The sequence below is a fragment of the Extibacter sp. GGCC_0201 genome (genome assembly GCF_017566055.1).
Lineage (GTDB): Bacteria > Bacillota > Clostridia > Lachnospirales > Lachnospiraceae > Extibacter.
Genome location: NZ_JABFCH010000261.1, coordinates 1 through 211 on the forward strand (window position 1 = coordinate 1; position 211 = coordinate 211).

The 211-nt window shown below is 73.5% G+C and carries 1 pseudogene; it reads left to right on the plus strand.

The window, feature by feature from the left end:
• Positions 1-211 (plus strand): annotated as a pseudogene (locus HJV72_RS19475) (hypothetical protein); the annotation flags it as partial.

A 211-nucleotide genomic window follows, 5' to 3' on the forward strand; every position in this document is an offset into this window, starting at 1 on the left:
CGCGCTGTCGGCCGACGGGCAAGTGCTGGGCACCTACCTGCACGGCGTGTTCGACCGGCCGCAGGCGCTGGCGGCGCTGCTGCGCTGGGCCGGGCTGGTCGACGCCGAACCGCTGGACTTGCACGGCTTGCGCGAGCAGTCCATCGACCGCCTCGCCGATGCGGTCGAACAACACCTGGACACCGCCGCGCTGGCCGCGCTGTTCGGCCTG